The sequence below is a fragment of the Azospirillum baldaniorum genome, from assembly GCF_003119195.2.
Taxonomy (GTDB): Bacteria; Pseudomonadota; Alphaproteobacteria; order Azospirillales; family Azospirillaceae; genus Azospirillum; species Azospirillum baldaniorum.
The window spans coordinates 802,315-822,872 of record NZ_CP022260.1 but is presented as its reverse complement, the minus strand read 5'-3'; the positions used below and the strand labels follow the sequence as shown (position 1 = coordinate 822,872).

Here is a 20,558-nt window from a genome sequence, read left to right as displayed (position 1 = left end):
CCGGCGTCCTGAACGGGCCGTCTCCGCTCCGGCGGCGACGGCCCGGCGCGGGGGCCGGCTGGGATCTCCCGATTCCGAAAGACACAGCCATGATTGGCTTGGACGCGCTGGCCGGCATCCGTCAAGAGTTCATGCCCCGTGTGCCCTCCGGCGCGCGGGGCGCCGCCGTTCCTCCGCAACCGGACGGACGGACCGGCGGGCGGACACCGATCGCCGTGTTGCTGATCGACGACCGCTCCCTATTCGGCGAAAGCCTCGCCGCCGCCATCAACGCCTTCGCGCCGGACGTGGCGGTCAGCCACCGGCGCAGCGCTGTGGCGCTGGCCGACCTTCCCGCCGTCCTGCGCGGCGCCGACGTGGTTCTGGTGAGCATCGGGCGCGCCGACCCGGCCAAGGGTGGCGTCGGCCAACTTCTGGATGCGCTGTCGGGAGGCGGCCCCCATCCCCCCGTGGCTGTTCTGGCCGACCGGCCCGGCGCAGCGGTGACCGCGGCGGCGGCGCGCCTCGGTCTGCGCGGGGTGCTGAGCGGACGGATGCCGCTGGCCGAAGTGATCGCCGCCCTGCGGCTGATCCACGGCGGTGGTACGGTCAGTCCCGATCCTGGCCCCGATCCCGGCGCCGATCCTGGCTGAACGATCCCGGAGTGGCCGGCTCGGCTGGTTGCCAAGCCTTGCGGACGGCCTCGGCGCGGTTGGAGGCGCCCAGCGCCCGCAGGATGCCGCGGACATGGACCTTTGCCGTGTTCTCGCTGATCCCCAACTCCTGCGCGATGACGCGGTTCGATTTCCCCTCGCGCAGCCGTTGCAGCACGCCACGCTGACGCGCGGTCAGCGCCGCTCCGCCGGGCGGCGCGGGCGGGTCGTCCGCCGCCGCCTCGCAACGCTGCATCAGGCGGTGGAGGAAGGGGGAGGGGAAGAAGGTGCCGCCGCCCGCGACCAGACGCAGCGCCTCCTGTGCCACGGCGAGCCCGACGCTGGTCGGCAGACACCCCCGCACGCCCAGCCGGCTGGCTTCCAATGGCAGGTCCGCCTCTTCCCCGTCGGACAGGACGACCAGCGGCGTGCCGCCGAAGGCACCGGCAACGTTGCGCAACGTCGCCAGGACACTGCCGTTCGGCGGGGTCAGGCTGACGACGTTGCACAGCACGACGGCGGGTGGCGTTCCGGCGGCGAGCATCGCCTTCGCCTCGCCCAGCGAACCCGCGGTCCGCATGTGCAGGGTCGGGTCACGCAGGCTGAGGCCAGCGGACAGGCTCTCACGGGTCAACGGCGTCTCATCCAGAAGAAGGGCCGCGATGGCCCGGCGCCCGTTCATCGGACCCGGGTCGCGCGCGGCGGCGCGGGGCGATGAAACCGCTTTCCCGCTCGATCCCATGAAGCGTATCTCCCGACCCCGTTTTCCTCACTTTATGCTGCGCTGCACCCAAGCACTCGTCAACGTCAATCCCGCGCAGGAATAACTATGTCGGACCTTGCCTTTACCTCCTATTTGAAGTGTTTCCGTTTGAATTCCGTGTCATCCGGAGAGGTTTCGATGATGACCATCCGGAAGCGCACCGTCGTGTCCTTGTGGCCTTTCCATTGGTCAGAGCGTGCTGTTCCCTGACTTGTGCCATTCGGGTCTGTTCTTTCGGTCGCAAAGCAGAAGAAGTTGGCCGACGGTTTCCCTCGTCCCGGCTGCGGGATAGGGTCGCATAAGCACGCCACACCGCTTCCATCCTCACAAAGGCGTACGCGCCCTGCGAGGAGAGGCGTCATGGGCGCCGGAATGGGTACGGAATAAAACGTCGAGCGGTCACAACCCTGCATCGAAGTGCGTATTTACCGGACCGGATGTTCTGGTAACGTTGAAAGCATCAAATGCAAACCGCGCAAGCATTCCTGATGATCTTCCAACACAAACAATCCATCTGGTCGGCAGGGAAAGGCGCTGAAAATGAAGAAAGTGAAATCTTTCCGAGTATCCGCGAGCGGACGCGCTCACCCGAAAATTGAAACCCTTTTGCCGATGAGGGTGGGCTGAGGCCTCCACACCGGTTTGAGGGGTGCGAAAAATGGCGTTTAACCAAAAGGGGGAGCGGATGACGACGGACATCAAGCAGCAATCGGGGATCGCTCCAGGGATCGCCCCAGGGATTTCGGTGGTCCTGGCGGACCCGAACAGCCTCACTCGGGATTGCTTTTCGCTTGGCCTCGGCACGCTGTGCCCGGACATGACCGTACGATCGGTGGCCTCGCTGAAGGACGCCGCGGGAGTCCTGGCGCAGGACGGACGGACGGAGGTCGTGTTGTGCAACATCGGCGCGCAGATGGGGCTGAACGACGGTCTGTGCGCGGCCATCCGCGACGCGATCTCGGCTTGCCTGCCGGTGCCGCTGGTGCTCATCTCGGACCGCGACGATGGCGGGATGATCCTGGAAAGCCTGCGCCTCGGCGTGCGCGGCTACATCGTGCCCAACCTCGGGCTGGGAGTCATGCTGGAGGCGATCCGGCTGGTCGCCGCAGGGGGAACCTTCGTGCCCGCCACCTCCCTGCAATCGCTGATCGCGCCGGTGCCGGGCGGCATCGCCGTTCCGCAGACCCCGCCGCCGGGCGCTTCCCTGCCGGCGACGGACCGGATCGGCGGGCTGACGCCGCGGGAAATGGCCGTGCTGACCTGCATGCGCGAGGGCAAGTCGAACAAGCTCATCGCCTACATGCTGGGCATGTGCGAGAACACCGCCAAGGCCCATGTGCGCAACGTGCTGAAAAAGCTGGGCGCCACCAACCGGACGGAGGCGGCCTTCATGGCGCACGCCCATCTGTCCCGCGGCGCGGTCCTGGAATCGAACCAGCCCTGATCGGTTGGTCCCGTGATGGAACGGTGCGGGAACCAGCCGCGCCGTTCTTTTGCGTTGCGCTCAGTTGTCTTCGCGCATGACGCGGCAGACCGCTTCCGTCCGGTTGGTGGCGCCGAGCCGCCGCAGGATGTTCCGGACATGCACCTTCACGGTGCTTTCCCGCATTCCCAATTCGTGGGCGATGACCTTGTTCGGCTTGCCCTCCTGAAGGCATTCCAGGACGGCGAGTTGACGCGGGGTCAACTGCGTCAGATGGGGCTTGCCGTTGGCCGCGGCCTCCGGGACGGATAAGGCGGCGTGAAGCATCGGGTCCGGCAACCCGGCCTGGTCGACGATCAACCGGTGCAGGATGGGTGCCGGAACGAAGATGCCACCCGCCGCGACCAGACGGATCGCCTCCAGCGCCATGGTCAGGCCGACGGTGGTGGAGATGTAGCCGTGCGCGCCCTGGCGGATGGCCTCCAGCGCCGTCGAGGTCTCGTCGGAATCCGACAGCATGATGAGCGGGATGCCGTCCAGGACGGCGAGCAGTTCGGCCAGCCTCGGCCGGAACTCCGGGTCGGAGGCGGGCCGCCCGCTGAAATTGGCCAGCGCCACGTCCGGCGCTCCGTCCCGTCGCACCACGCTTTCCAGGTCGGCCAGCGACGCCGCCGTCAGCACCCGCACTCCCCGTCCGCACAGGTTGAGGCTGGTGGACAGGCTTTCCCGCGTCAGCGGCGTTTCGTCGTGCAGGATGGCGGTGACGCTCTGCTCCTCCCCCAGCGGCCGCGCGCCCCCGGACATCCGGTAATAAGACCCGAACGAGCCGGAGTCGTTCATCGGGGCGGCGGTCAGGCGCGTGGCGGCCAGGATGTGGTTGGATGCGAAGGATGTGGCCGATGGGGCACGGCGGAAGGCGTTGGGCAGGCGCGTTCCGTCTTTGCACGGCAACATACAAAATCTCCCTCAGCCACACGCCATGGACACGCCGCCGCAGGGAACCGCCCAGGATCGTCGCCAACGTCGCCACCGACATCACCGGCGCGAAGACTTTGGCCCTATTCGATCAATGGAAACGGATCAGGCGCGGAGGCGATGCTGCAAGAGGTCTGTGCGACCTCTTCGATCCAATAACATCGCAGCCGCTTTTGACCGTCAATCGCAAACAAGATCATAATACTGTGCGCGGATATCCGCAAAGTACCTCCAAATTAGTAACTTTTTCAAAACTGTAACAGTGATGAGAAACCTGAGCGTGATGGCTTGATCGACTCTTTCTCTTTATGGAAGAATTGACAGAAGGAAAGATCATCGAGCATTGTCCGCAGGGGCGGTGGAAGGGCAGCTCAGCGGCGTCTTCTGTGGAATGCCGGCGTTGACGACACCGCCCACTTCCTGACCTTGGGCGCGGATGGCGTTCCAGTCGGCCTCCGCGTCGTTCCAGAACCAGATTCGCTCCTTCAGGTCCGCCAGATGGTAGCGGTTGCCGTAAAGCCGGTTCCCGGCGGCGACCACGGCGTTGTCGGCGTCCACGTCGGTGACGGCGCCAACCCGCGCGTCGGCGTTGCGGATGACGATGCGGTTGTCGAATATCTCGTTGCCGACGGCAGGGGTGTAGGGGGCGCGGTCCTGGGACACCACCGTCACGGCGTTGCCGTAGCCGTTCGGCACGTCGATGTCGTTGCCGTAGACCCGCACGCCCCGCGCGCTGGAGATCAGGATCTGGGCGCCCCAGAACCAGCCCTGGCCGCGCTGCCCGTTGTCGGCGACCCGGTTGTTGCGGATCACCCCATCGTAGCTGATCTCATAGGTGATTCCGTTGTCGGCGTTGCCGAAGACCAGATTGTCCTCGATCACCAGCCGATGCACATCGATGTCGGCCCAGATCCCGGCGCCCACATTGTCGTGGACGCAATTGCCGCGGATGAGTCCGCCGCCGCCGGATTCGGTGATCTTGCCGCCGCCACCCTCCCAATGGAAATCGACGCCGGCGTAGCCGTTGCGGGCGATCTCGTTGCCGGCGATCAGAAAGTCCGTTCCCGATCCGGAAAAGCCGGCGTGGCCGTTGTCGAGGATGCGGTTGTCGAGGATGCGGCTGCCGTTGCCGGCGTTGACTCCGACGCCGTGGTTCAGGCGCAGGATGTTGTTGCGGACGGTCCAGCCGGGGCCGAACTCCGCGTCCACGGCGGCGGCCTGGATGGGGGCGGCGTATTTCTCGATGGTCAGATCCCGGATGACGACGCCCGAGGCGGTTCCGCCGAAGGCGCGGGCGGTGACACTGGTTTCCACCCGCCGCCCGGTGGGATCGTCGCCGATCACGATCTCGTCGGCGCCGTAATCGAAGAACCAGCGCCCCGGCCCGACGGCGGACCGGCTGTCGACATGCAGCAGCGGCGTGTCGTCGATGAACAGGTCCTCCGGGCGGGCGCAGCGGGGAAAGCCGGAGCGACAGAACTCCGCTGCGTTGACCCGGCCCTCCTGCGTCTGCCCGCGAGCGATCCAGACGGAGCCGCGGTGGACGAAGGCGGTGAGCCGGCGCGCTCCGCTCAGAACCGCGCCAGGGGCGCCCTCGAACCGGTTGCCGCTCTTTGGAACGATGGACTGCAAACGATGGACGCCGGCCTCCAGCCGGAAGCGCGTGCCGGGGGGATGGCGGTCCACCGCCGTCTGGATGTCGGCGCCGGGCCGCAGCGAGACGGTGGGGGGCTCCGCTCCCGTCGCCATCATCGGAAGACCGGCGAGCAGGAACGCCGCCGCCAGGCGGGCAGGGTGGCGGGCATGCCGCCGGGATGGGGGGCGTCCGGTTTCCATGGTGGCCTCGATGCGTCGTCCTGCAACGATGGGCAGAAACGCTAACACGCGGGTTCGGCAGCCAGAATCGTCAAACCGGACGATCGACCTTCGTCGCTTCCGGCTCTTGTTCGGAGGGAACCGGAGCGGTCACGGGCCGTTGCCCAAAGGCACCCCCAATCGTTCGAGAGCGTGCCATGGCCTCCCGTATCGAGGATTACGCCCTTCTGGGAGACTGCGAGACCGCAGCCCTGTTGTCCGCCGAAGGTTCCATCGACTGGCTGTGCTGGCCGCGCTTCGATTCCGACGCCTGCTTCGCAGCACTCCTGGGCACGCCGGAGAACGGGCGCTGGCTGCTGCGCCCGAGCGATCCCGACGCCCGCACGACCCGGCGCTACCGCGGCGACAGCCTGATCCTGGAGACGGAGTTCGAGACGGCGGAGGGTGCCGTCACCATGATCGACTTCATGCCGCCGCGCGGGGAGGCGTCGGACATCGTACGCATCCTGCACGGGCGGCGCGGGCGCGTCGCCATGCGGATGGACCTGACGCTGCGCTTCGGCTACGGGCACGTCGTGCCGTGGGTGACGCGGATCGGGCCGCACACGCTGCGCGCCATCGCCGGGCCCGACATGGTCGTCCTCCACACCAGCGCCCCGATCCACGGCGAAAACCTGAGCACCGTCGCCGACTTCACCGTGGCGGAGGGCGAGAGCATCAGCTTCGTGATGATCTACTCCCCCTCCCACCTGCCGTTGCCGGAGCCGGTCGATGCCGAGCGGGCTCTGGCCGAGACCGAGCGCTTCTGGGCGGAGTGGAGCGGGCGTTGCACCTACAGCGGTCTCTGGCGGGACGCGGTGCTGCGCTCGTTGGTCACCCTGAAGGCGCTGACCTACCGGCCGACCGGCGGCATCGTCGCGGCCCCGACCACCTCGCTTCCCGAACAGCTCGGCGGGGTGCGGAACTGGGACTACCGCTACTGCTGGCTGCGCGACGCCACCCTGACCCTGCTGGCGCTGATGAACGCCGGCTATCTGCAGGAGGCGCGGGACTGGCGCGACTGGGGCCTGCGCACCATCGCCGGCAGCCCCCAACAGATCCAGATCATGTACGGCATCGCCGGGGAACGCCGTTTGCTGGAATGGGAGGTCCCCTGGCTGCCGGGCTACGAGGGGGCGAGCCCGGTCCGGGTCGGCAACGCCGCGGCCCCCCAGCTCCAGCTCGACGTCTATGGCGAGATGATGGACGCGGCGCATCAGGCGCGGATGCGCGGCATCGAGATCAGGCCGGAAGGTTGGCAGGTCCAGTGCGCCTTGCTCGATCACATGGAATCGGTGTGGGACCAGCCCGACGAAGGCATCTGGGAGGTGCGTGGCGGCGCAAAGCACTTCACCCATTCCAAGGTGATGGCCTGGGTCGCCGTGGACCGCATGGTGAAGAGCGCGGAGAAGTTCGGCCTGGACGCGCCTTTGGACCGCTGGAAAGCGTTGCGCCAAGCCATTTTCGACGATGTCTGCGCCAAGGGCTATTCGAAGGAGCGGAACAGCTTCGTCCAGCATTATGGCGCCAGTCACGTCGACGCGGCGCTGCTGATGCTGCCGATGCTCGGCTTCCTGCCGGTGGACGATCCCCGCATCCAGGGCACGGTCGCCGCCATTGAGCGGGAACTGCTTCAGGACGGGCTCGTCATGCGCTACCGGACGGAGAGGACCGACGATGGGCTTCCCGACGGGGAGGGGGTGTTCCTCGCCTGCTCCTTCTGGCTGGCCGACGTCTATGTGTTGCAAGGGCGTCAGGCGGAGGCCGAGGCGCTGTTCAACAGGCTGCTCGCCCTGCGCAACGATCTGGGCCTGCTGTCGGAAGAGTACGACACGACGGCGAAGCGGCTGGTCGGCAACTTCCCGCAGGCCTTCTCGCACATCGCGCTGATCAACACCGCCTTCAACCTGACCCGCGCGGAGAAGCCGGCGGAGCAGCGGCAGGACGGCGACTGACGGAACAAAGGAAAACCCCTCCCGCCGGTGAGGGCGGGAGGGGCGCGTTGGGCACGGTCAGCGGGTGGTGCTGCCCGTGGTGCTGCCGGAGGTGCTGGTGCGGCTGGTGCTGTCCGAGGTTCCGGACGTCCCGCTCATGCCGGTACCGGAGGTGCTGGAGGTTCCGGACGTCCCCGTCGTGGACCCGCTCATGCCGGTGCTGCCCATCCCCGAGCCGCTCATGCCGGTGCCGGAAGACCCGGTGCCGCCGAGCCCGGCCATCGCCGACGCCCCGGCGGTGGTGCCGGTGCCGCCGAAGGTCCGCTCACGGACGCGCAGGTTGTTCTGAACGTGGCGGACGCCGGAGATGGTCTCGGCCATGTCCTCGGCGCGGCGCTTGGTCCGGCGGTCGCCCACCGTTCCGCTCAGCGTGACCTCGCTGTTGCTGACGGTCACGTCGATCTCCGACGCGTCGATGTAGGGATCGTCGGTCAGGCGGTCGTTCACATCCTCGCGGATGCGGTCGTCGGAACGGGTGTAGCCGCGCGGCCCGCGGCCCCGATGGTGCTGGGCGCCAGGATCGTCGTTGCGGGCGTCCATGCGGCGGCGGCGTTCGGCATCCTCGTCGCCGAACCAGGAGGCCATCTCGTCGCCCGCCCGTTCGAAGAAGCCGCGCTCCTCGTTGCGGCCGGAGCCGCTGCCGCCGCCATAGCCCATCCGGCCGTAGTCGCGGTTGCCGTAGTCACGGCTGCTGTAGTCCCGGTTTCCATAGCCGCGGGAGCCGGACCCGTACTCCATGCCGCCATAGTCGCGACTGCCGTAGTCCCGGCCGCCGTAAGCTCCGCTGCCGTAATCGGAGCGGCCGAAGCCGCCGCGGTAGCCGAAGTCCTGGCCGTAGTCGCCACGGTCCTCATAATTCTGGCGATCATCGCGGGAGCGCCAGTCGCGCTGACCCTGGCCGAAGGAGCCGCGGGACCCGTAATCGCGGCCATAATCGGAGCGGCCGTAATCGGAGCGGCCGTAGTCGCGATTGCCGGAGCCTTGGCCGTAGCTCTGACCATAGGAGCCCTGACCGTAATCGCCCCGGCCTTCCTGCTGGCGCCAATAGTCACGGCCGTAGTCGTAGCCTTCGCGGCCCTGGCCCTCATAGCCGTAGCCGGGTTGGCGGCCACCGCCGCCCATCATGCCGGACCGGCCGGCCTGACCGGATCCGAATTGGCCCGATCCGGACTGGCCCCAATTCGATTGACCGAACTCGTCACGGTCACGGTTCTGGCCACGGTTCTGGTATGAACCGGCGCTCCACTCGCGGCTTTCGCCGCGTTGGCGGTCGCGCTCCCACCGGTCGTCGTCGCGGCGGGCGCCCTGGTCGTTCCTCCACCTGGATTCATAGTCGGACATGGGATGCTCCCCATTTGGACAGTGCCCGTTCGCCGGGCGTCCGCAAACAACAGGGAAGGCGGCGAAGGATCGCGGACCGGCGGTGGCTTTGCCATGTCTTTGGCGGTGTCCTTTGCCATGCGCTGTGCACAGGCCAGCCAACCGGGCCGCCCTCGGGAGCCCGCAAACGCCTGCAATTCCAGCATCCGCGCCGTTCCTCGGCGCGTCGGGGGGAAGCCGTGGGGAATCAGGCGAAGGCGCCCCCTTGAACGCCGCGGCGAAGGAAACATATGTGCAACACCGCCGGCGGATGGCCGTAACCTTCGGGTGACCGACCGGCGAACCCCCTTCCGGGTCGTGATTCAGCGGTTGACCGGCGTCGTCATCTGGATTACTGGCTCGAACACCGCTCTCCCTGGCCGGTTCGGCCGGCTGCCTCGACCCGTCCCCACGGTCCTGGCGCCGCCGATGGCCGGGGAGACCCCCGAGATCCGCATCGACACGCGATGCACGCCCGTCCGGCAGCGTTGAATGCCGGCTGATATGTTGTGAAGCAAGAAGGACGTATGACGTTTGATAACAAGCGCCGCCGCGCGGCGCCCAAGGGCGGCAACCGCCCGAACTCGAATTTTGGCGGCAACCGCCCGAACACGATTGTTGGCGATGTGCGCAGCGGCAAGTCCGGCGGCCCGCGTTTCCAGAAGAACCAGAACCCCAAGCCCTACGAGCGTCCGAAGGCCACCCGTCCGCCGGGCGCGCCGGTTCCCGGCCCGGTGCCGGGCAACGACGAAATCCTGTTCATCCCGCTCGGCGGATGCTCGCGCATCGGCATGAACATGGCGCTCTACGGTCATGCCGGAAAATGGCTGATCGTGGACGCCGGCGTCGCCTTCATGGGCGACGAGGCGCCGGGGATCGACAGCCTGATGGCCGATCCCTCCTTCATCGAGGAGCGGATGGACGAGGTGGTCGGGCTGGTCGTCACCCACGCCCACGAAGACCACATCGGTGCCATCCACCATCTGTGGCCGGGGCTGGAATGCCCGATCTACGCGACCCCCTTCGCCGCCCACGTCATCCGTGAACGGCTGAAGGAGTCCGGCGGCCTGCGCCACGCCCGCATCCGGGTGTTCGAGCCGGGCGCGGCCTTCGAGATCGGCCCCTTCGGCATCGAGACCATCACCGTCACCCACTCGATCCCCGAGCCGGTGTCGGTGGCGATCCACACCAAGGCCGGCACGGTCCTGCACACCGGCGACTGGAAGTTCGACCCGCATCCGCTGGTCGGCCCGACCATGGACCTGGACGCGCTGAAGCGCCTGGGCGACCGCGGCGTGCTGGCGATGATGTGCGACAGCACCAACGCCAACGTCGACGGCACCACGGGGTCGGAGGCGGACGCCCGCGCCGGCCTGATCGAGGCCTTCGCCGGGCGCAAGGGCGCCATCGCGGTGACCGGCTTCGCGTCCAACGTCGCCCGCATGCAGGCGGTGGCGGAGGCCGCGGCGGCCCACGACCGCAAGGTGGTGCTGGTCGGCCGGTCGATGCTGCGCATGGAGAAGGCGGCCCGCGCCAGCGGCTATCTGGAAAAGGCTCCGGAGTTCATCTCCATCATGGAGGCCTCCTGGACGCCGCGCCGGAACCTCGTCTTCCTGTGCACCGGCAGCCAGGGCGAAGAACGGGCGGCGCTCAGCCGGCTCGCCCGCGACGGCCACCGCGACCTGTGGCTGGAGAGCGGCGACACGGTGATCTTCTCCGCCCGCGCCATCCCCGGCAACGAGGTGGTGCTGGCCGACGTGCAGGACCATCTGAAGGCCAAGGGCGTGACGGTGGTGACCCCCGCCGACGCGCCGGTCCATGTGTCGGGCCACCCGAAGCGGGACGACCTGATCCGCATGTACGACCTGATCCGCCCGCGCTTCTCCGTGCCGGTGCACGGCACCATCGAGCATCTGGAGGCCCACGCCCGCCTCGCCCGTGCTTGCGGCGTGGAACGGGCGCTGGTTCCGGAGGATGGCGACATCCTGCGGATCGCCCGGGAAGGCACCGCGGTGATCGGCCATATGGAGGCCAAGCGCCTCGCCAACACCGGGCGGGAACTGATCCCCTGGACGGGCCTGCCCGTCGCGGAGGATGCGGACACCCTGGCCGAAGCCGTGGAATCGATGGCCGCCTGACGCGGCCATCCTTCCTCACCGCCACCGTTCATCGGGCCACGAATCACCAGAAGGGGGACACCCGCCCTCCGTTCGCGCGCACCAGGGGCCGTTTCATGGCCCTGTTTTTTCTTGGAGAGTTGCCCATGGCTGGCTATCCCGCCGACCGGCTTTCCTTTCCCGACATCCTCGACCCGGTGCTGGAAGCGCCGGACGGGGACGACACCGCCCTCGACCGGGCCATCAACGAGGTGGCCGAGGCGCTGGCCGACAGCGGGACCCTGATCGTCGATGCGCTGGGCCAGGCGGCCTACGGCGTGACTGATGAGGAGGCCGTCCTCGGCCTGATCGACACCTACATCCGCGTCCTCCTGCATCTCGGCGAGGTGGAGGAGGCGGCGGACATGGGTGAGGTGATCGAGCGCATCCAGAGTTTCCAGCGCCGTCGCAAGCGCCGCGGCTCGCGCGCCTCCTGACGCCACCCTTCTCTCAGACTGGTATTTTTTCAGGTCGGCGGGACGGTTCCACCGGTCAGCCAGCGGGTCGCCAGGGCGCGCAGCCGTGCGGTCTGCTGCCGCTGGCGGTAGACGGACACGGCGTAGCCGATCCCGATGAAGCCGACGATCACCACCCAGAAGCCGAACAGATAGCGCCAGTCCGCTCCGGCGGTCAGCAGCACCAGCAGGACCAGCGTCACCACCCCCGCCACCACCCCGCCGATGATGCGCATCCGCAGGAAGGCGGCCTCGTCGCTCTGTTCGAAATCCTCGGCCAGCGCCTGGATTTCCAGTCCGGCCTGACGGCGGGCCTCCGCCGCCGGGTTCAGCGCATCCATGCCATCTCCATTCCGTTTATCGGGCCGTTTGTCGGGCTTCGAACCCCCAGGCGCGATGATCCGTCACATTCGCCTGCTATGAAAGGAAGAACAGGCGAAACGCGCTTCCGGCCATTTGCGCTCACGGTGTGAACGGGCCGCTTCGGGGGAGTCTCCAACCATGCAGACCGGCCCAACCATGCAGACCGGCTATGTGCGCACCTACGAACGCATCGCCCCGCTCTACGACGCGCTGGATCTCGGTTACGAGGTGATGTGGAAGCGGCGGCTGCGCCGGGGCACCTTTCGCGGCCTGTCCGGGCGCATCCTCGACGCCGGGGCGGGCACCGGCTGCAACATCCCCTTCTACCCCGCCGGCGCCCGCGTGACCGCGGTGGACGCCAGCCCGGCCATGCTGGCCCGCGCCAGCAAGCGGGCGGACCGGCTGGGGCGGGCGGTTGAGTTCCAGGTGCTGGATCTGGCCGCCACCGGCTTCCCCGACGGCCATTTCGACCATGTGGTGGCGACCTTCGTCTTCTGCGTCCTGCCGGAGGAGCTTCAGGTGCCGGTGCTGCGCGAGATACGGCGCATCCTGAAGCCGGAGGGAACGCTGCGCATCCTTGACTACACCCAGTCGGAGCGCTCGGCGGCCCGGCTGTGGATGCGCGTGGTGTCGCCCTGGCTGAGCTTCGCCTTCGCGGCCCGCTACACCGCCGGCTACGAGGGCCACCTGCCGCAGGCAGGCATGGGAGCGGTGGACAGCCGCTTCGTGATGGGCGATTGCGTGAAGCTGGTGGAGGCCCGCGCGGCCTGAACCGGCGGGCCGTCCGTCACCCGGTCAGCAAATCAGGCGGTCAGCAAATCAGGCGGTCAGCCGGCGCGCCGCTGCGCGTGGGCTTGCTTGTGGGTCGGGCCGCCGCTGAAATGGTCGAGGGCCTGGGCGAGCGCGTCGTCGAACACCTCCGCCTTCTCCGTGAAATAGTCGAAGTAGCCGTAATGGCGGCGCAGCGGCAGCTCGGTCAGCGAGCGGATGCGGTAGGCCGGGTCGTTGAGTGTGCCGCGCTCCATCAGCTCGATCACCCGGCGCAGCCGCGCGACCTCCGCCTTGTAGGAGTTGGCGAACCATTGGCGGATCTTCCAGTTCTCCACCTCCAGCTGGTTGCGCGGCACCGGCCCGATCCAGGAAACTGGGAAGGGGGCGGCCACCGTCACTTCGTCGAAGCCGTGCAGTTCCGACAGGATGATGCTGCGGTGATAGGCGCCGTCGATCAGCCCGCCGGGGGCCTCCTCGAAGCCGTAAAGGTAGAGCCAGAGGGCGCTTTCCACAGCGTCCGCGGTGATGTCCTCAAGCCCGACCTCCCCGGCCATCAGGCGGCGGGCGGCGGCGTTGCCGTGCAGCAGCCCGTTGCCCGAGCGGAAGTCGTAGGTGTTGAAGACGACGCCGACCTCGGCCTCGTTCAGGGTGCGGGCGATCTCGGCCACGGTGTCGCGGTCGCGCACCGGGGCGTATTGGCGGGCCGGCATCAGCCGTTCCAGCACCGCCGAGGGCGACAGCGGGACATCCAGCCAGCGCCGCGCGTTCTCGCCCAGCACCGGGCGGAACACGCCCTTATGCCCGAACAGGGCGGTTTGCCAAGCCTGGAGCAGCCCGCCGGACGCCCCCCTGTGTTCGAGAAGCAGGCGGCGCACGTCCTCGCCGCGCAGCCAGGCGGCCAGCACGACGATCTGCCCGGAGGTCACCGTGAACAGGTCGGGCATCCGCTCCAGGCGGTCGAGCGCCGTCAGCACGCCCGCGCCGTGCAGGTTGAACCCACCGAAGCCGCCCAGGGCGACCGCTTGTTTCCGCATGTTATGAAACTCCAACCAAAGACCAACCGCCCCGCGAGGTGCCGCTGTCGCGGATCGCCTGCGGGGCGTTACTGTCGTGTCAGGAAAAAATGAGGGCCGTCCGTGATCAACCGGCGGCCCGGCCGCCATCCAGGCGGTGGGGGTTCAGGTCGGCCGTCCGTCCTTTCAGAAACGCGGCCAGCCGGCCCAGCAGGGACCGGAGATGGTCGGCGCGCATCCGCGCGGCCTTGCGGCGGATGAGCTGCAGGTCGCGTTCGGAGGGAAGGGCGGAAGCGAACGTCGAAGGCGTGTTCATAAGGGACCTCCTCAAAGGATTGAGAAGGCGTCTCCCCCTCGGGAAAGGGCTTATCGTTATGTTGCAGTGCACAATATGGGGCAGTGGCACTGCCCCGTCAAGGCTGGTCCGCTTTTTGTCCACCGCTCTCCGGTCGGGGAGGACGGTCAGTCGCCGGTCTGGCTCACCGGATTGTGGTTCAGAAGATCCTGGATGGCGCCTTGCAGCTGCCGCGGGGTGACCGGTTTGCGCACCACGGCCAGCCCGAGCGCCGCCGCGTCGCGGTCGCACTCGGTGCCGATCTCGCCGGTCAGGATGATCGCCGGAACCGGTGATCCGACCAGCCCGCGGATCTGCACGATGGCCTCCGTCCCGATCCGGCCGTTGCGCAGCCGGTAGTCGGCGATGATCAGATCCGGGCGGCGGTCCAGTCCGCGCAGCCGCTCCAGCGCCTGCTCGGCGGAGCCGGCGACGGCCACCTCGTACCCCCATTCCTGGAAGATGGTCCGCAGCCCCATCAGGACGATGACGTCGTCCTCGACCAGAACGGCCAACCGCCCGTCGCCGGACGGGGTGGCTTCCGCTTCCGGGGCGGGGAGGGGGACGGCCGGGGCGGCGCGCGGCGCTTCGATGGAGAAGACCGACCCATGGGCCGGTTCGGAGCGCACCGACACCGGATGGCTCAGAAGCCGGGACAGCCGCTTCACGATGGCGAGCCCGAGCCCGAGCCCCTGGCTGCGGTCGCGTTCCGGATTGCCCACCTGATGGAACTCTTCGAAGACCTTGGTCTGCTGCTCTGCCGAGATGCCGATGCCGCTGTCCTGCACCATGATGCGGACGGTGCCGTTCGCCGCCTCGCAGGACACGCGGACATAGCCCGCCTCGGTGTAGCGGATGGCGTTCTCCACCAGGTTGCGGAGCATCCGGCCGAGCAGCAGCCGGTCGCTGCGCACCGCCAGATCCGGAGCGTTTTGGACGACGGTGAACTCCAGCCCCTTGCTGGAGGCGATGGGGGCGTAGGCTGCCTCGATCTCCTCCAGCATCGGGCGCAGGGACAGCGTGCCGATCTGCGGGGTGATGACGCCGGCATCCAGGCGCGACACGTCCAGCAGACTGTCGAGAAGATTCTTCAACGTCTCCAGCGCGCGCTCCAGAGAGGCCAACGGGGCGCGGCCCTTGTCGGGATCGACGTGGCGCTGCAGAACTCCGGCGAACAGCAGGGCGGATTGCAGCGGCTGGCGCAGGTCGTGGCTGGCCGCGGCCAGGAACTTCGACTTGGAGACGTTGGCCTCGTCGGCCTTGGCCTTGGCGTCGCGCAGGGCCTGCTCCATCATCTTGCGCCCGGTGATGTCGATGTTCAGTCCGCTCAGCCGGACCGGGCGTCCGTTGTCGTAGATCGGCCGCCCGATGACCATGATCCAGCGCTCGCCGTCGCGCGGATGCAGGATGCGGAACTCGCCGCGGTAGTCGGAGCGCCGGGCTTCCAGCACATCCTCGGTGAAGCGGCGCACCGCCTCCCGGTCCACTGGGTGGATCAGGCTGTAGAAGCTCTCCTCCGCGGGGGTGAAGGTGTCCGGGCTCACGCCATACAGGCGGTACATGCCGTCCGACCAAGCCAGCGTGCGGTCCCGCAGGTCGAAATCCCAGATGCCGGCCTCCGCCACGGCCAGCGCGATGGTCAGCCGCTCCTCGCTGCGGCGCAGCGCCTCCTCCAGGGCCTTGCGTTCGGTGATGTCGAGGTTCAGGCCGCTGAAATGCAGCGGCGTGCCGTCGGGGCCGTAACTGACCCGTCCGATCGACGAGACCCAGCGGACGGTGCCGCCGGGCTGAATGATGCGGTATTCAAGCCGGATGTAGGCACGCCGCTCGGCGAGCATTTCCGTCTGGGCCTTCAGCGTCGCGATGTCGAAATCGTCGGGATGGACCACCGACCGCCACATGGCGCTGGTCGCCTCGTGCACGGCCGGGTCGAGACCGAAGATGCGGTGGGTTTCTTCCGACCAGTGCCCCTGGCCGGAGGTGAGATCCCAGTCGAAGGTGCCGGCCAAGGCGGATTCCAGGGCAAGGCTCAGCCGGTCCTTGCTCTTGCGCAGATCATCCTCGGCCTGTCGCCGCCGGGTGATGTCGAGGAGATAGACCGACATCCCGTTCGCGTTGGGAAAGGCCCGCATCCAGAACCAGCGTCCGGTGCGCGTCCCTTGGAATTCATCGTCGATCGGCGTCTGCTCGGCCATCGCCTGATGGGCCTTGCGCCACAGCGGCGTGTCGACCAATTCCGGGAAGGCGTCCCACAACGACCGCCCGCGCAGGTCACGGCCCTGGGCGACCAGAGCGGCCGCCTTGTCGTTCAGGTAGGTGAACCGCCAATCGCGATCCAACTCGATCACACCGTCCACCGTGCTGCCGAGCACCGCCGCCATGCGGAGCGCGTTGCTGCGCGCCAGCTCATGCGCGCGCAGGAAGCGCCACAGGCTCCAGCCCGCGGTGACCCCGGCGAACAGGAAAAGCCCGATGAAGATGATGAGCGTGCGCCGGGCGGCCGCGTTGACCGGCCGCATGGATTCGTCCTTGTCCAGGCTGACATGGACGTAGAGGTTGGGAACGCCGGCGGCCAGCGGCGACACCGCGGTGATCCGCGTCCGGCCATCCGGCCCGGGTTCTTCGACCACACGCCGCTCGCCCCGGTCCAGCAGAGCCTGGTAAGGCGTGTGGAGCGGTCGACCGATGGTGTCCGGCATCTCCGGCTGGTGCGCCAGGACGATGCCGGAGCGGTCGGCGATCACCACCTCCGCGTCGTCCGGCAGACTCTTCTCACGAAGGAACAGGTTCAGCCACGTGGTGTCGAGGAGCACCGTCACCACGCCTGCCGGAACGCCGTTTCCGTCCTTGTAGGCCAGAGCGAAGGGAATGGAGGGGCGTCCCGTGGTGCGGGAGGTCAGGGTGGCCCCGTTGGTCTGTTCCCCGCTGGTCAGCGCCTCCCGCCAATAGCTGCGGTCGGCGACCGAGAGACCGCGCGCCTGCGGTTCGGTGGAGCACCAGATGGTCCCGGACCGGTTGCTGACACTCACCGCCAGATACGGGGGGAACTTCGCCTTGATCCGGAGAAGTGTGTCCTGACAGGCTGCTGGAGACAGTTGCCCTATACCCATCTCCGTAAGGGCAACCAAAACGTGTTCGATATCGTCGGCGATGCGCTGCTGTTCGGATTCGACCTGATCGAGAAGCTGCATCGACTCCAGGCGGATTTCCGTTTCCCGGGACTTGCGCAATTCCAGGATGTTGTGCACTTCAAAGGCGATCAGCGGTAATGCAACCACAAGGAAAAGAATCGACAACCGACGCGCCGACCATCCAGGCCGCTGGTCCGGCTCGCTGGTCTTCACCCGTATCTCCCTACTCCACCCTTCTGCGGGGAAAGACTGCCAGAATACGATGGTAATTGAAACAGGCTGTCCGTTCTATCCCGGTTGCCATTTTTCTTTTTCTTGAAAAGGCTGTTACAGCATGGGTGGCGTGTAACCGCAGGTGGCCTCCACCACGGCGGCCAGCCGCAGCACCGCCGCGTCGGACAGGCGTGGGCCGGCGATCTGGAGCCCGACCGGAAGCCCGCCGCTCTCCGTCAGCCCGCAGGGGACCGAGCAGGCCGGGGCGTAGCAGTGATTGAACAACGGCGTGAAGACCGCGTGGCCGCGCGGCGTCACCGGGCGTCCGTCGATGGTGGCGGGGCCGAGCCGGTCGAACGGCCATGCGGTGACCGGAGTCGTCGGGCAGACCAGCAGGTCGAAGCGCGTGAAGAGGGCGGCCAGCGCGCGGTACGCCTCCTCCCGCAGATGCAGGGCGCGGGCGACCTCCGCGCCGCTGGTGCGCAGGCCGGCCTCGATCTGCTGCCCGATGTCGGGGTCGAACAGGTCCGGAGTCGCGCGGTAGCGCTCACCGTAGAGCGCGGCGAGGCCGGCGAACTGGAGGGGCATCAGGCCGCTTTCCCCAGCTCCGTCGGGCCAGACCGGGTCGGCCTCCTCGACGATGGCCCCGGCGTCGGCGAGGCGGTGAACGGCACGCTCCACGCAGGCCGCGACCTCCGGATCAACCGGGGCGTCGAGACCCAGCCGCCGGCTGTAGGCGATGCGCAGGCCCGCCGGGTCAGGATTGGCGATGGCGCGGGCGAAGGAGCCGGACAGCGGCAGCGATTGCGGGTCGCGCGGGTCCGGCCCGGCCAGCACGTCAAGCATCAGCGCCACGTCGCCGACGGAGCGGGCCATCTGGCCGATCACCGAGTTGCCGAACACCGGCTCGGCGAAGCCGACGGGGTGGGGGACGACCCCGGCCGAGGGCTTCATGCCGACCACCCCGACATGGGCGGCGGGCCGGCGGGTGGAGCCGCCGCCGTCGGTGCAGAGCGCCAGCGGCGCCAAGCCCGCCGCCACCGCGCTGGCCGCCCCGCCGGAGGAGCCGCCGGGCGTCAGAGCTACGTCCCAGGGATTGCGGGTCGGGCCGTGCAGCAGATTGGTCGTCACCCCCTTGCAGGCGAATTCCGAGCAGTTGGTGATCCCCGCGAAGACGGCGCCCGCGGCGCGCAGCCGGGCCACCGCCACCGCGTCCTCCGGCCCCACGAAGTCCTGGAACAGCCGCGATCCCTGGCGGACCGGCTGGCCGCGCACCCAGATGTTGTCCTTCACCGTGAAGGGCACGCCGAGCAGGGGCAGAGCCTCGCCCCGCGCGGCCCGCGCGTCGGCGGCCCGCGCCTCCGCCCGTCCGGCCTCCGGGTCGAGATGGACGATGGCGTTCAGCCGCGGATTCTCCGCCGCGATCCGCTCCAGCAGATCGTCGTAGAGGGCGACGGCGCTGACCGCGCGGGCGGCGACCTGTTCGGCGATCCGGCGGGCGCTCATCATGCGCATGGGGTGTCCTCGGCAGCGGTGGAAAGGTCCGGGGTGGGGGCTGGCGGCAGGGGAATGACCAGCGCCGCGACGCCGGCCAGCGCGGCGGCGGCGGCGGCCAGATAGCCGGCGGAATAGCCGAAGCCCCCGGCGACCAGAAGGCTGAACAGCGCGGGCCCGGCGACCAGCCCGGCGTAGGCGATGGCGAGCATGCCGCCCGTCGCCTCGCCCGCCCGGCCCGGCGGGGCGAGACGGGCGACCTCCGAAACGAACAGGCCGTTCCAGCCGCTCGCCGACAGGCCGAAGGCGGCGCAGACGGCCAGGAAGGCGGGCACCGGCCAGCCGGGGGAGGCGATGGCGACGAGGGCGGCGGCCACGCTCATGGCGACGCCCAGCCCGGCGAGGATGACGCGGGGCGGTGCCCAGCGGGTCGCCACGAGGCCCCAGCCGACGCGCCCGACCAGCCCGGCGCCCTGCGCCACCGCCAGCGCCGTGCCCGCCAGCGGCAGGCTCCAGCCCAGGCTGGTCACCGCGAAGCTGACCAGGAAACCGTTCAGGCAGAGCTGCATGGCCGAGAAGGCGCAGACCGCCATGGCCAGCCGGCGCAGCGCCGGTTCCCCGGCGACCAGATCGAGCGCGCGCTTCAGCGTGCCGCGGCCGGCGGGGCGGGGAGCGGCGCGGTCGTCGCCGTCGTGGCGGCGGGCCAGCGGTTCCAGGGCGAGCGCCAGGACGGCGGTGGCGCCCGCCACGACCATCAGGCTGGCCTGCCAGCCGACGGACAGGACCAGCAGCGGCACGGCGAAGCCGGCGGCCATGCCGCCGAACTGGTTGCCGGTCTGGCGCAGCGAGAAGACCAGCGGGCGTTTCTCCGGCGGGGTCAGACGGGACAGCAGCTGCGTGCTGGCCGGCGTCTCCGGCCCGAAGGCGAAGCCCAGCGCCAGCGCCCCCAGCAGGAAGGCGATGGGAAGGGCGCTGGCCGACAGCAGCGCGGCTCCGGCGGCGGCGAGCAGGCAGGCCTGGCAGGTGCGGATCGCTCCCCAGCGCGCGATCAGCCCGCCCGCCCCCAGCGACGCGGGGATGGCGGCGGTGAAGACGACCGCGGTATAAAGGCCGAGAAGCCCCGGATCGACCCCCAGGTCGGGCGCCGCCTGCGGCGCGATCACCGGGATGGCGAAGAGACACAGCCCGACGAACGCCTGAACCGCCGCCATGGCGATCAGAGGCAGCAACCAGACGTTCATGGGGACTCCACAGGGAAAGGGACGGGCCGATGGCCGGCGGGATTTCGTTGCATGCGGTGGATGTGGCGCGTGGGGTGCCCGCCGAGGGGATGCGGGTGGAACTCTATGCTTTGCGGGACGGACAGCGGAACAGGCTAGCGGAAAGCCGTTTGTGTGCCAATGGTGCGCTTGACCATCCGGTGGTCGGCGGCGACGGCGTGACGGCCGGCGTCTACGAGGCGGTGTTCCACATCGGCCCCTGGCTGCGCGCGCAAGGAGCGGGAGCGGCGGAACCGGCCTTCCTGGAGGAGGCGCCGTTTCGCTTCACCGTCACCGACGTGGAGCAGCACTACCATCTGCCGCTGAAATTCACCCCCTGGGGCTATTCCCTGTTCCGCGGGGCGTGAG

At 68.7% G+C, this 20,558-nt stretch carries 18 protein-coding genes; 8 read left to right on the top strand and 10 right to left on the bottom strand.

The features are described from left to right. Positions 1-89: 89 nt before the first annotated feature. Positions 90-632: a response regulator transcription factor gene (locus Sp245p_RS30220; protein WP_014241839.1), complete on the top strand. Its 543-nt coding sequence runs from the start codon at positions 90-92 to the stop codon at positions 630-632. On the opposite strand, the gene Sp245p_RS30215 is transcribed toward Sp245p_RS30220, so the two are convergent. After that, positions 589-1,314, bottom strand: coding sequence for a response regulator transcription factor (locus Sp245p_RS30215; RefSeq protein WP_052584445.1), 726 nt, complete (start codon positions 1,312-1,314; stop codon positions 589-591). The genes Sp245p_RS30220 and Sp245p_RS30215 overlap by 44 nt on opposite strands. 766 nt (positions 1,315-2,080) lie before the next feature. On the opposite strand from Sp245p_RS30215, the gene Sp245p_RS30210 reads away from it, so the two are divergent. Next, a complete protein-coding gene (locus tag Sp245p_RS30210; protein ID WP_014241835.1) occupies positions 2,081-2,839 on the top strand; it encodes a response regulator transcription factor in 759 nt (252 codons plus the stop codon). A 60-nt stretch (positions 2,840-2,899) separates the two neighbouring features. Here Sp245p_RS30210 and Sp245p_RS30205 read toward each other — a convergent pair whose 3' ends face one another. Both Sp245p_RS30205 and Sp245p_RS30200 read right to left on the bottom strand, forming a co-directional pair. Beyond that, on the bottom strand, positions 2,900-3,772 hold the full coding sequence (locus Sp245p_RS30205; RefSeq protein ID WP_014241834.1) for a response regulator transcription factor: 873 nt from the start codon (positions 3,770-3,772) through the stop codon (positions 2,900-2,902). A gap of 354 nt (positions 3,773-4,126) precedes the next feature. Continuing rightward, a complete protein-coding gene (locus tag Sp245p_RS30200; RefSeq protein WP_052584444.1) occupies positions 4,127-5,629 on the bottom strand; it encodes a right-handed parallel beta-helix repeat-containing protein in 1,503 nt (500 codons plus the stop codon). A gap of 176 nt (positions 5,630-5,805) precedes the next feature. Here Sp245p_RS30200 and Sp245p_RS30195 point away from each other — a divergent pair, with 176 nt between their 5' ends. Then, positions 5,806-7,602 (top strand): glycoside hydrolase family 15 protein, encoded by a 1,797-nt coding sequence (locus tag Sp245p_RS30195; RefSeq protein WP_014241831.1) that lies wholly within the window; start codon positions 5,806-5,808, stop codon positions 7,600-7,602. 57 nt (positions 7,603-7,659) lie between these two features. Here the strand turns inward: Sp245p_RS30195 and Sp245p_RS30190 are convergent, their stop codons facing one another. Continuing rightward, complete coding sequence (locus tag Sp245p_RS30190) at positions 7,660-8,982, bottom strand: BON domain-containing protein (RefSeq protein ID WP_014241830.1); 1,323 nt, start codon at positions 8,980-8,982, stop codon at positions 7,660-7,662. A 545-nt stretch (positions 8,983-9,527) separates the two neighbouring features. Between Sp245p_RS30190 and Sp245p_RS30185 the strand changes: the two genes are divergently transcribed. Next, a complete protein-coding gene (locus tag Sp245p_RS30185; protein WP_082188261.1) occupies positions 9,528-11,138 on the top strand; it encodes a ribonuclease J in 1,611 nt (536 codons plus the stop codon). A gap of 125 nt (positions 11,139-11,263) precedes the next feature. Beyond that, positions 11,264-11,593 carry a hypothetical protein gene (locus Sp245p_RS30180; protein WP_014241828.1) on the top strand — a complete coding sequence of 110 codons (330 nt, stop codon included), beginning with the start codon at positions 11,264-11,266 and terminating at the stop codon, positions 11,591-11,593. Between the two features lie 29 nt (positions 11,594-11,622). Here the strand turns inward: Sp245p_RS30180 and Sp245p_RS30175 are convergent, their stop codons facing one another. After that, entirely contained in the window at positions 11,623-11,952 is a 330-nt protein-coding gene (locus Sp245p_RS30175) for a hypothetical protein (protein WP_014241827.1), read from the bottom strand. A 160-nt stretch (positions 11,953-12,112) separates the two neighbouring features. Here Sp245p_RS30175 and Sp245p_RS30170 point away from each other — a divergent pair, with 160 nt between their 5' ends. Then, entirely contained in the window at positions 12,113-12,745 is a 633-nt protein-coding gene (locus Sp245p_RS30170; protein ID WP_014241826.1) for a class I SAM-dependent methyltransferase, read from the top strand. A gap of 56 nt (positions 12,746-12,801) precedes the next feature. Here the strand turns inward: Sp245p_RS30170 and Sp245p_RS30165 are convergent, their stop codons facing one another. The 3 genes from Sp245p_RS30165 to Sp245p_RS30155 form a co-directional block, all read right to left on the bottom strand. Beyond that, positions 12,802-13,779 (bottom strand): hypothetical protein, encoded by a 978-nt coding sequence (locus tag Sp245p_RS30165; protein ID WP_014241825.1) that lies wholly within the window; start codon positions 13,777-13,779, stop codon positions 12,802-12,804. A gap of 106 nt (positions 13,780-13,885) precedes the next feature. After that, the gene (locus Sp245p_RS30160; RefSeq protein WP_041813113.1) at positions 13,886-14,074 is read right to left on the bottom strand and encodes a hypothetical protein; all 189 of its coding nucleotides are present in this window, start codon (positions 14,072-14,074) and stop codon (positions 13,886-13,888) included. Between the two features lie 146 nt (positions 14,075-14,220). Next, positions 14,221-17,121: a hybrid sensor histidine kinase/response regulator gene (locus Sp245p_RS30155; protein WP_165360018.1), complete on the bottom strand. Its 2,901-nt coding sequence runs from the start codon at positions 17,119-17,121 to the stop codon at positions 14,221-14,223. A 102-nt stretch (positions 17,122-17,223) separates the two neighbouring features. On the opposite strand from Sp245p_RS30155, the gene Sp245p_RS35235 reads away from it, so the two are divergent. Continuing rightward, complete coding sequence (locus Sp245p_RS35235) at positions 17,224-17,361, top strand: hypothetical protein (protein WP_165360017.1); 138 nt, start codon at positions 17,224-17,226, stop codon at positions 17,359-17,361. 189 nt (positions 17,362-17,550) lie between these two features. Here the strand turns inward: Sp245p_RS35235 and Sp245p_RS30150 are convergent, their stop codons facing one another. After that, entirely contained in the window at positions 17,551-18,951 is a 1,401-nt protein-coding gene (locus Sp245p_RS30150; protein WP_014241823.1) for an amidase, read from the bottom strand. Continuing rightward, positions 18,942-20,171: an MFS transporter gene (locus Sp245p_RS30145; protein WP_014241822.1), complete on the bottom strand. Its 1,230-nt coding sequence runs from the start codon at positions 20,169-20,171 to the stop codon at positions 18,942-18,944. The genes Sp245p_RS30150 and Sp245p_RS30145 overlap by 10 nt, the downstream gene beginning before the upstream one ends. Before the next feature lie 29 nt (positions 20,172-20,200). Here Sp245p_RS30145 and Sp245p_RS30140 point away from each other — a divergent pair, with 29 nt between their 5' ends. Beyond that, a complete protein-coding gene (locus Sp245p_RS30140; protein WP_014241821.1) occupies positions 20,201-20,557 on the top strand; it encodes a hydroxyisourate hydrolase in 357 nt (118 codons plus the stop codon). The last annotated feature ends 1 nt before the right edge of the window (position 20,558 follow it).